The sequence below is a fragment of the Capnocytophaga sp. oral taxon 324 str. F0483 genome, assembly GCF_000318315.2.
Taxonomy (GTDB): Bacteria; Bacteroidota; Bacteroidia; order Flavobacteriales; family Flavobacteriaceae; genus Capnocytophaga; species Capnocytophaga ochracea.
The window spans coordinates 1-10,335 of sequence record NZ_KB291502.1; the positions used below are offsets into that span (position 1 = coordinate 1).

Consider the following 10,335-nt stretch of genomic DNA (forward strand, 5'->3'; position numbering starts at 1 on the left):
ATTGATTACTAAGTTTGTAAAATTTTATATATTTCTTTATTTGCCCTACAAAACCCACCGTTTTTTTCATCGTTATAGCAATTATTATGGTTGATATTTCCCTTTTTTGTATTGCATCTGTATCACATCTTCTTTACTATCAACCTCCCTTTCAGCGCAAAATCCTTCCGCATCACGCTCTATTTTTATATGCTTAGTAACACGTGTTTCCTCTATGGTATAGAAACCTCGCACCTTATGCTCTGAAATATGCAATTTGCTACTCATCTCTTTTTTTTCTCCCTCACAAGGAGTTTTTGCAGTTCCTCCCCCCGAAATATCAGCCGTATAAGAAAATATATCAGTGCTTAACACTTTTTGCAACTTCTTCCCTTTACTAATAAAATAGGTGAGCACCTCCGAGCCCATAGGCTTATTTCTATCAGCATTCGAGAAAAACACCCTCACCTGATAGGCAATCGCTTTCTTCCCCAACAGTGGCGTCTGAGAAGCCACTTCCAAACCCTGTAAGCGCCCTCTATCACTGTCTTCCCATTCACCTTCACCTATGTAGTAGTTATCTATCATCTGTTTCTGAAGATTGTACAAAACAACATAAGCATCATAAAGCATCTTGTCCTTACTTCTTTTCTTTAAAGGAAAAACCACGAGCTTATGTATCGTATCTTCTTTTAGTCCTCGCTCCGTATAAAGTGCCCAATACACCTGACGTCTGTCAAACTTAAATTTCGCTTCAATAGCTTTAAAAATAGCACTTTCATTTTGCAATTGTTCTTGTGCTACACCACACATCGGCAGTAATAACAGTAGGTATATAAACTTCTTCATTTTTTAATATTTTATTGATTGCGCGCTTGTTCTTCTGAATACAGTTTATAAACAGGCTCACTCTGCCAATATTCCTTCGTTTCAATATCCATAACCGTAAGGCGTCCTTTGAAGCCCGCCCCTGTATCTACATTTGCCACCCCGTTGAAAATAAGAGGTTTATCAGTACCCAAGCGCGTCGTAGGTGTATGTCCTATATAAATTTCATTATGTCGTAGGTGTATGTCCTATATAAATTTCATTATAGAGTTTCAAACGGTTAGGATAGTACTTATCCGTTTTAGGAAGACTAACGCTACAAGCAAGTTCCCAAAGCGTTCTATCCCAATAGTACATCTGTTCGAAATGCTCGTGAGCAATCCCCCGCAAATTAGTAAACCCCGCGTGAAGAAAAAGCCTATTTTTGCTATCCAAGTAGTAATTTTCAAGCGAGTTTAAAAAATCAATATGAGCCTTCTTGCGCTCTGCCGAAACATTCCGATAAGCCTTTTCAGTAGCTTTTCCTCCGTGCAAACGCCAAAGAGTATCCATCTCTTTTCCTAAAAGAAACTCACAGCAAAGCGCATCGTGATTCCCTCTGAGGAACAAACAACGCTGTTTCTTTTGGTATCCGATGAGAAAATCCATCACCTCGGGAGTCTCACTCCAACCGTCAGCGTAATCACCAAGGAAAATAAGGTAGTCATCAGCTTGTATATCAGCCCTTTCAAGCACCTGCACCAAAGCGCGTAAAGCACCGTGTATATCGCCTATAACAAGAGTTCGCATAGTGTTTAATTTTGCTATTATTCGTCTGTGAAAAGTTCGGCAAAAGTAGTAATTTTTTTTCAATTATCAGAAAATCTCTAATTTCTCACCCGCCCATCGCGCTATAACCTCACATTATCTCCATCATTCCGTCACTACATTCCCCCTCATTGAGGGGGCTAGGGGAAGGTTATCCCCTAGTGCCTATGGCCTAAGGCCTATCGCCTATTCCTCTCTCTTTCGCCTCGAAACCCCGATTTTACCATTTTTATTATTGCTATATTATGCTATTAATCAATTATTTATATACCCTTTCTATACCAATCGTCCAAGATTAGTATAAGCTTCCTATAAGCTCTCTATAAGCTACCTACATTCATCCTCACAGCCTTTTCTCACCAAAATTCCTCTCAACTCTCTTCTGAAATCTTCCGTTTCCTTCCGAACCTCTCAACCTTCCTCTATTTTCTAATTTTCTAATTTGCTAATTTTCTCTGCCTGTCGTCGCTTTTTCATCTCAAACTTTGGCAAAGTTTAAAACTTTGCCAAAGTTGATTACTAGCATTACTAGCATTTCTGGTATTATTGGCATTTATCTCATTCTCTAATCTGCTAATTTGATAATTTGCTAATTATTCTCTATCTTTGCCCCCGTAAACTTAAAAACCCTTTTATAAAATGAAAAACAAAGATTTTGGACTCCTCGTCCTCCGCCTTACCATAGGCTTGCTTATGCTTCCTCACGGCATCAACAAATTACTACACGCCGATGCCTTTGGATATGTTCAAAGTACCTTAGTAGCCAAAGGTCTTCCCACCTTCATTGCCTATGGGGTATATCTTAGCGAAATCATCGCTCCTATAATGATTGTATTAGGCTTCCGAACCCGTTTAGCCGCTCTTATAATGGTACTCGGCGGAATTAGTACGCTCTTTTTGGCGTATGGAGGTCAAATTACCGCAGTTACGGCTCACGGTGGTTGGGCTCCTGAACTCCCTGGACTATTCCTTTTCGGTGCTTTAGCTTTGTTCTTTACCGGAAGTGGCAAACACGCCATTTCCTCTCGCCACAAATGGGATTAACGAATGTTAGAACAAGTCAATCTTACCTACGAGAAAGTAGTACTTGTAGGAATTATCAATCAAACACAAACCGAAGAAAAATCTAAGGAATATTTAGACGAACTCGAATTTCTTACTTACACAGCTGGGGGTGAAGTGCTCAAACGCTTCACCCAAAAGCTTGATGTGCCTAACCCTAAGACCTTCATCGGCACCGGTAAGATGGAGGAAGTACAGCAATTTGTTGAAGAAAATGAGGTAGGTACTGTCATCTTCGACGATGAACTCACCCCTGCTCAACAGAAGAATATCGAGCGTATTCTCAAAGCAAAGATATTAGACCGCACAGGGCTTATTCTCGATATCTTTGCTCAGCGTGCACAAACCAGCTATTCGCGCACACAAGTCGAATTGGCACAATACGAATACCTCTTACCGCGCCTTACGGGATTATGGACGCACCTCGAACGTCAGCGAGGCGGTATCGGTATGCGTGGTCCTGGTGAAACCGAAATCGAAACCGACCGCCGTATCGTGCGCGACCGTATTGCCCTGCTCAAAAAGAAACTCACCGCTATTGATAAGCAAATGGCAACTCAACGCAGTAATCGCGGAGCATTAGTGCGTGTGGCGCTCATCGGCTATACCAATGTAGGCAAATCAACTCTAATGAACGTAATAAGCAAAAGCGAAGTCTTTGCCGAAAACAAGCTTTTTGCCACCCTCGATACCACCGTGCGCAAGGTTGTGATTGAAAACCTACCGTTCTTGCTCAGCGATACCGTAGGGTTCATTCGCAAACTGCCTACCCAGCTCATCGAGTCGTTTAAAAGTACCCTCGACGAGGTACGTGAAGCCGATTTGCTCTTGCACGTAGTTGATATTTCGCACCCCAACTTCGAGGAGCATATCCAATCAGTAAACCAAATATTAGCCGAAATTCACAGCGCCGATAAGCCCACCATTATGGTATTCAACAAGATTGATGCGTATACCAATGAAGAAATAGCCGAAGACGATTTGGCTACCGAGCGCACTAAAAAACACTTCACTCTTGATGAATGGAAACAAACTTGGATGCAACGAATGGGGCGCGATGTACTCTTCATTTCGGCACTCAATAAAAATAATCTCGAAGAATTCCGTGAGGTGGTGTACGAAAAGGTAAAGGAGATACACATCACTCGCTTTCCTTTTAATAACTTTTTATACGAAAAGATAGATGAATAAACTCAATTTACTATTGGCTACAATAGCCTTATGCTGCACCTCATTAGCAGTTGCTCAAAACGATGGAAACCTCAACACCGATCGCCCCGACCAAAGTGAAGGGGTATATACCCTGCCCAAAGGTCAGTTTCAGATAGAAAATGGTTTAGTTTTCAGCAAAGAAGAAAGCAGTGATAACCTAATGTTACGCTACGGACTCATCACAAACACCGAACTCCGCTTAGAAGCCGATTTCGACCTCCGTACCCCCGATTTTAGCAGTACTACCTTCAGCATAAAACAGCGTTTATACGAATCGGAACAGCGTTATATCCCCTCAGTGGGACTCATCGGTTATGGACAATACAGCAAAACAGACGCTAAGACTTATACTTTCGACGCTTGTTTAGCTTTCGAAAGCTCTCTTACCGACCAGCTTTCATTAGCTTATAGTGCTCGTAGCTCTGAACAATTTAAGAATTTAGATGTTACTGCTCAGGTCAATTATGCTCCCAACAACAAGCTATGGAGCTTTGTTGAGTATTACGCTTCCTATAATGGAATGCGTGCTCCTGAGCACAATATCAATGCAGGATTTGCCTACCTCCTAAAACCTAATTTTCAAATAGACCTCAGCGGAGGGCGTACCCTTTGGCAACCGGAACCTCAATATTTTGTAGGGGTGGGAATAGGATATTTATTCATTTAACAATATGTAAGATTTCGCCCGAAGTATCGCTTTTGCATCTCTAATTTCCCCTGCAGAGAGGGCAAGAAGAGGTTTCTTCATTATTAATCACTAACCATTAATCACTAACCATTAATCATTAACAATTAATCATTAAAAAAATTGCCTAAAATAGGAAACATAGATTTAGGAGATTTCCCTTTATTGCTTGCTCCTATGGAAGATGTAAGCGATCCTCCCTTTCGTCGCCTCTGTAAAATGCACGGAGCTGATATGCTTTACAGTGAGTTTATCTCCTCCGAAGGACTCATACGCGACGCCATTAAAAGCCGTCAAAAGTTAGATATTTTCGATTACGAACGCCCCGTAGGCATACAAATTTTTGGAGGTGATGAAGAAGCAATGGCGCTCTCAGCTAAAATCGTTGCCACTGTAAACCCCGATTTAGTAGACATCAACTTTGGTTGTCCTGTAAAGAAGGTTGTAAGCAAAGGCGCAGGAGCGGGGGTATTGAAAGATATCGATTTGATGGTGCGCCTTACCAAAGCAGTCGTAAACAGTACCCATTTACCTGTAACCGTAAAAACGCGTTTAGGCTGGGACGAGCAAAGTATCAATATAGAAGAAGTAGCCGAACGTCTGCAAGATGTAGGTATCAGCGCGCTTACCATTCACGCCCGTACCCGTAGCCAGATGTACAAAGGTCACTCCGATTGGAGCTACATTGCCAAAGTGAAGAACAATCCTCGTATTCATATTCCTATTTTTGGTAACGGCGATATCGATAGTCCTGAAAAAGCCTCAGAATACCGCAATACTTACGGTGTTGACGGTATAATGATAGGTCGTGCAGCCATTGGTTATCCGTGGATATTTAATGAAATAAAGCATTATTTTGCAACGGGAAAGCTTCTCCCCTCCCCTACTATATCCGATCGTGTAGAAGCTGCTAAAAACCATCTGTTATGGTCGGTAGAATGGAAAGGCGAACGACAAGGAGTGTTGGAAATGCGCAGGCATTATGCTAATTATTTCAAGGGAATTCCTAATTTTAAAGAACATCGCCAGCGATTAGTAACGTTAGATTCCTCAGAAGAAATAATAAGAGAACTCGAAGTAGTGAGAGAATTAAAAAGGGAAGTCTAATAATCTAAGCTTTTTACTTTTTATTTTTAGTAAACCATAGGTGAGCATTCCTAAAACAAATGAAGCAGTAATTGCCAAAGTAAAACTCCCTACTAAGTATTGCAATAAATTGTTTTTGATGTATTCCATTGCGGTGAGGTCGCCTTGCGGAAGAATCGTGCCCCCCACAAAAAAAGTACCTATTTTAAGAGAAGTGAAAATAAGCACCGGTATCATTGGGGGAATACTCACATTCGAGCAAATAAAAGCCAAAGTTTTGTTCAAATTGAAGAATACCGCCAAAGTAATAGTAAGTATGGTTTGAAATCCCCAAAAAGGCGCAATGCCAAAGAATACACCTAATGCTACCGAACCTGCCTTCACACTATCGCTACTGTCGCTCTCTAATATATCTTCTTTAATAAAACGTTTGAGACTCTTCTTCTTAGCATCTCTAAAGAAATTACGCGGTTTGATATAGAAAAGCGCAATGAGTACTAACACGCTGTTCAGCACACTGATACGCATAAAATCCCTAAACGGACGAAAATGCGAAACTCGTTCTTCAGGGTCGTACAACACTTGTATAGGTACATTCTTCAGTTGTACCCCATTCCAACTACTGCGCACTAATATCTCTATCTCAAACTCAAACTTTTCGGTGTAATATTTCTTAGGAATGTACTGCAAAGGATATAACCTATATCCTGATTGCGTATCAGGGAGATTGACGCCCGTTTCGAGGTGAAACCAGAAGTTAGAAAATTTATGTCCGAAACTACTTTTCTTAGGCACCCCGTCTTGGGTCATATTCCTACTACCTACCAATAGAGTAGGTTCACTTTCCGCTTCGATAGTAGCTATAAATACAGGTATATCTTCGGGGTAATGTTGTCCGTCGGAGTCGATGGTAAGGGCGTAGTCGTAGCCTAAATTGCGAGCTTTGTCAAACCCTATACGTAGGGCATTGCCTTTGCCTTTATTCTTAGGAAGATGAATAATACTGAGCTCAGGGTAACGAGCAAGTATATCGGGAGTAGCATCAGTTGCACCATCATTCACTATGATAATGTGAGAGGTATAGCACAACACCCCATCAATCACACGAGCAAGGGTTTTAGCATTGTTATAAGTAGGAATTAAAACGCAATAGTTCATAGCCCCATTTTCTTTTTCTCTTCATCGTTAAACACTTTCGACTTCTTTACAAACCCTGCTATATACTTTTGTAGTTCACGGGTTTGCTGAGCGTAGTGTGCGAGTATAAAATCCTTATCGGCAGTGATGTCGTTGCGATAGGGTACTACTTTGGGCAAGTGTTCTTGCACACTGAGGCGTATAAGGTGGAGTTCAGCGTTTTGAGGTTGCTGTTTGAGGGCGTTTTCTAAGAGCGGTTTGCCCTCTTTGAGCAGAGCAATACGGTTACCTCCATATTTTGCCAGTATCATTTTACTCGCCCCTTTATAAGCACTTAGCACCACATCAGTAGTAGGAGCATTAGCCATTAACTCTACAAAAGCTACAGCATTCTCTTTGCTATCGGAAGCCGTAGTATAAGCGGTGCGTACTTTTTCAAGGCTCTGCGCTTGCAGTGCTCCAAAACTCAAGAATAATATGATGAAGTAGATGTGTTTCATTTAGCCTATAAGTTTTTCAACTTTACCAAAGTTCAAACTTTGGCAAAGTCTTAACTATTACTTGTTAAATATCGCTCTATACAGGTCGCTACCATTGGCATATAGCAAAAGGGCTATTAAAATAACAAAACCTACCATTTGGGCGTGTTCTAATACTTTTTCACTCGGTTTTCTACCCGTTACCATTTCGTATAGGAGGAATACCACGTGTCCGCCGTCTAAGGCTGGGATAGGCAAAATATTCATAAAGGCTAAGGCAATAGATAGGAAAGCAGTGATATGCCAAAAAGCGAGCCAATTCCAAGACGATGGGAAGAGCTTCCCTATAGAACCAAAGCCTCCTACTTCACTGGCTCCCTTCTTGGTAAAGATAAATTTAAACTGGGCTACATAGTCGTGTAGCACATTGTAACCGTATGCAATTCCGTGACTGAGAGCTTCTCCTAAACTGTACGTCTTATGGGTAAATTGTACCTCTCCTTCGGTTTGCATACCACTGATACCTATTTTTTTATTACTGTCGGGCAGGACGCTGAGAGTCATTGGCTTTCCGTTGCGCTCAATAGCAAAAGTGACTGGGGTGTTTTCAGAAGCCATTGCAAGGGCAGGAGTTACATCGGAGAAATAGTAAATAGGTTCTCCATTGATGCTTAACAGCTTATCGCCCTTTTGTAAACCTGCTTTCTGAGCAGGCATTCCCACTATTACTGTATCGATAATGGGTTTTACTTTTACACTAAAAGGAGTTGTTTCTCCTCGTAAATAGAGCATCTTCCCAATAGAATCGGGGAGAGATAGAGTACGCACAGTTCCGTCTTGTCCTTTTACGGTAAGCTCACTGGTATTGCGCAACAAGACGTATTTACTTACATCGGCTACGCTTTCTAAGGGTTTACCATTGATAGCGGTTACGATATCGCCGTTCTGGAACCCATAAGCGCGCATTGTGCGGGTTACTGCAAAACCTTCCTTAATACCTTCGGGTTTGAGCTGGTCCTGCCCCCAAGTGAAGAGTATCATCGCGTAGATAATGAAACCTAAGAGCAGGTTTACCGTTACACCACCTACCATAATGATAAGGCGTTGCCACGCAGGTTTAGAACGGAACTCCCACGGCTGTGGAGGTTGTGCCATTTGCTCCTTGTCCATACTCTCATCAATCATACCGGCAATCTTCACGTAGCCACCCAACGGTAGCCACCCGATGCCGTATACTGTTTCGCCTATCTTCTTCTTAAAAAGGGCAAACTTCACATCGAAGAAAAGAAAAAACTTTTCTACTCTTGTTTTGAAGAGTTTAGCAGGTATAAAATGTCCTAACTCGTGTAGGACTACTAAAATTGAAAGACTCAGAATCAGCTGAGCCGCTTTTATTAAAAATACTTCCATTCTTTTTTAGGCCATAGGCATTAGGCCTTAGGCCACAGGGGGGTAGGATAATATAACTATTGCGTATTACTTATTGTCAAACTTTTTTGTAAAGAAGTAAGCATTTTTCCTACTTCTTTTATTAAACCAAAAGCTCTTTCAATATCTGAATTGTTTAAATAATTAATTTTTACACAAAGCAATAATTGTGTTTCCAATTCAGCATTTGAACCTTTGGCGACAGATAAAAAATGAGTATATTCTTTAATTGAATATCTCCCTCTTCCTTCAGCAATATTACTTGGAATAGAGATAACAGCACGTCTCATTTGGTCACTTAAAGCAAATTGTTCTTCTTTAGGTAGTTTCTTAACTAAGTTATAAACTTCAACTACAAGATCCATTGCTTTTTGCCAAACAATTAAATCTTTAAAGTCTTTAATATCATTCATAGGTTTCAGACCATAGGCATTAGTCCTCAGTCCACAGGTTTTAAGATAATGTTCCTAAGGCCTTTTTATTCGCTAATTGTCCGCAGGCGGCATCGATGTCTTTACCACGGGAGTGGCGAACGGTAACGGTGATGCCTGCCTCTTCAAGCATTGTTTGGTAAAGTTCAAGCGCTTTAGGGTCGGCTTGTTGAAATGCTCCATCGTCAATAGGGTTGTACTCAATGAGGTTTACCTTAGAAGGGGCAAACTTACAAAACTTTATCAGTGCTTCTACGTCCTTCTTCTGGTCGTTGATCCCCTTCCACACTACGTACTCATAAGTAATACGGTTTTTGGTTTTTTGATACCAATACGCTAAGGCTTCGCGTAGTTCTTCCAGTGGAAATTGCTCATTGAAAGGCATAATGCCCGTGCGCACACTACTGATAGCCGAGTGCAAAGATACAGCTAATTTGAATTTTACCTCATCATCAGCCATTTTTTTTATCAATTTGGGGATACCCGAAGTGGATAGCGTAATGCGTTTAGGCGACATTCCTAAGCCTTCAGGCGAAGTAATCTTGTCGATTGCCTTCAATACATTATTATAGTTCATCAGTGGTTCGCCCATTCCCATAAATACTATGTTAGAGAGCGGACGACCAAAGAAAGCGCGACTCTGCTCATCGATTACCTTTACTTGGTCGAATATCTCATCGGGGAGGAGATTGCGCATACGTTTTAAGCGAGCAGTGGCACAAAACGAACAGTTGAGACTACACCCTACCTGACTGGATACGCAAGCGGTGGTGCGAGTATCGGTAGGAATTAGCACCGACTCTACTAATAACCCGTCGTGCAAACGCACAGCGTTTTTAATCGTACCATCGTTACTGCGCTGCATCACATCTACTTTGATATGGTTGATGCTAAAATGTTCGCTGAGCATCTCGCGAGTAGCTTTAGGCAGGGAGGTCATCTCCTCGAAAGTATGCACGCCTTTCTGCCACAACCATTCGTATACTTGGTTGCCACGAAAAGGTTTATCGCCATTACTCTCGAAGAAAGCGCGAAGTTCGTCTTTGGTCAGTGCGCGTATGTCGCGTTTTTGTTGCATATAATCTTGCTAAGAATGAAGCTTTGCCTCAAAAATCTTACAAATCAATTCAAATCAAACAAAGAAGTATGAATAAAGGCGTTAGCTTCAACTTTGCCAAAGTTTAAAACTAAGGTTGTAAGG

10 protein-coding genes and 1 pseudogene are annotated in these 10,335 nt (G+C 41.4%); 4 read left to right on the top strand and 7 right to left on the bottom strand.

Going from position 1 to position 10,335, the window contains the following annotated elements; translation table 11 throughout:
- Positions 1-84 precede the first annotated feature (84 nt).
- Positions 85-828 (bottom strand): hypothetical protein, encoded by a 744-nt coding sequence (locus HMPREF9072_RS03340; protein WP_009410541.1) that lies wholly within the window; start codon positions 826-828, stop codon positions 85-87.
- Between the two features lie 11 nt (positions 829-839).
- Positions 840-1,596, bottom strand: a pseudogene (locus HMPREF9072_RS03345) (metallophosphoesterase).
- Positions 1,597-2,253: 657 nt separating this feature from the next.
- On the opposite strand from HMPREF9072_RS03345, the gene HMPREF9072_RS03350 reads away from it, so the two are divergent.
- The 4 genes from HMPREF9072_RS03350 to dusB all read left to right on the top strand — a co-directional run bounded on the left by HMPREF9072_RS03350 (position 2,254) and on the right by dusB (position 5,680).
- Entirely contained in the window at positions 2,254-2,658 is a 405-nt protein-coding gene (locus HMPREF9072_RS03350) for a DoxX family protein (protein WP_009410544.1), read from the top strand.
- 3 nt (positions 2,659-2,661) lie between these two features.
- Positions 2,662-3,867 carry a GTPase HflX gene (gene hflX / locus HMPREF9072_RS03355; RefSeq protein WP_009410545.1) on the top strand — a complete coding sequence of 402 codons (1,206 nt, stop codon included), beginning with the start codon at positions 2,662-2,664 and terminating at the stop codon, positions 3,865-3,867.
- Positions 3,860-4,555: a transporter gene (locus HMPREF9072_RS03360; protein ID WP_009410546.1), complete on the top strand. Its 696-nt coding sequence runs from the start codon at positions 3,860-3,862 to the stop codon at positions 4,553-4,555. The genes hflX and HMPREF9072_RS03360 overlap by 8 nt, the downstream gene beginning before the upstream one ends.
- 141 nt (positions 4,556-4,696) lie before the next feature.
- The gene (dusB, locus tag HMPREF9072_RS03365; protein WP_009410547.1) at positions 4,697-5,680 is read left to right on the top strand and encodes a tRNA dihydrouridine synthase DusB; all 984 of its coding nucleotides are present in this window, start codon (positions 4,697-4,699) and stop codon (positions 5,678-5,680) included.
- Here the strand turns inward: dusB and HMPREF9072_RS03370 are convergent.
- From HMPREF9072_RS03370 to rlmN, 5 genes are read right to left on the bottom strand one after another with little or no spacing between them, the layout of a single operon-like run.
- Positions 5,663-6,817 carry a DUF2062 domain-containing protein gene (locus HMPREF9072_RS03370; RefSeq protein WP_009410548.1) on the bottom strand — a complete coding sequence of 385 codons (1,155 nt, stop codon included), beginning with the start codon at positions 6,815-6,817 and terminating at the stop codon, positions 5,663-5,665. The two genes, dusB and HMPREF9072_RS03370, sit on opposite strands and share 18 nt — an antisense overlap.
- Positions 6,814-7,296: a hypothetical protein gene (locus HMPREF9072_RS03375; protein ID WP_009410549.1), complete on the bottom strand. Its 483-nt coding sequence runs from the start codon at positions 7,294-7,296 to the stop codon at positions 6,814-6,816. Before HMPREF9072_RS03375 ends, HMPREF9072_RS03370 begins: the two co-directional genes overlap by 4 nt.
- A 57-nt stretch (positions 7,297-7,353) precedes the next feature.
- The gene (gene rseP / locus HMPREF9072_RS03380) at positions 7,354-8,685 is read right to left on the bottom strand and encodes an RIP metalloprotease RseP (RefSeq protein WP_009410550.1); all 1,332 of its coding nucleotides are present in this window, start codon (positions 8,683-8,685) and stop codon (positions 7,354-7,356) included.
- 56 nt (positions 8,686-8,741) lie between these two features.
- Positions 8,742-9,116 (bottom strand): four helix bundle protein, encoded by a 375-nt coding sequence (locus HMPREF9072_RS03385; RefSeq protein WP_009410551.1) that lies wholly within the window; start codon positions 9,114-9,116, stop codon positions 8,742-8,744.
- 40 nt (positions 9,117-9,156) lie between these two features.
- Entirely contained in the window at positions 9,157-10,212 is a 1,056-nt protein-coding gene (gene rlmN, locus HMPREF9072_RS03390) for a 23S rRNA (adenine(2503)-C(2))-methyltransferase RlmN (RefSeq protein ID WP_009410552.1), read from the bottom strand.
- Positions 10,213-10,335 lie beyond the last annotated feature (123 nt).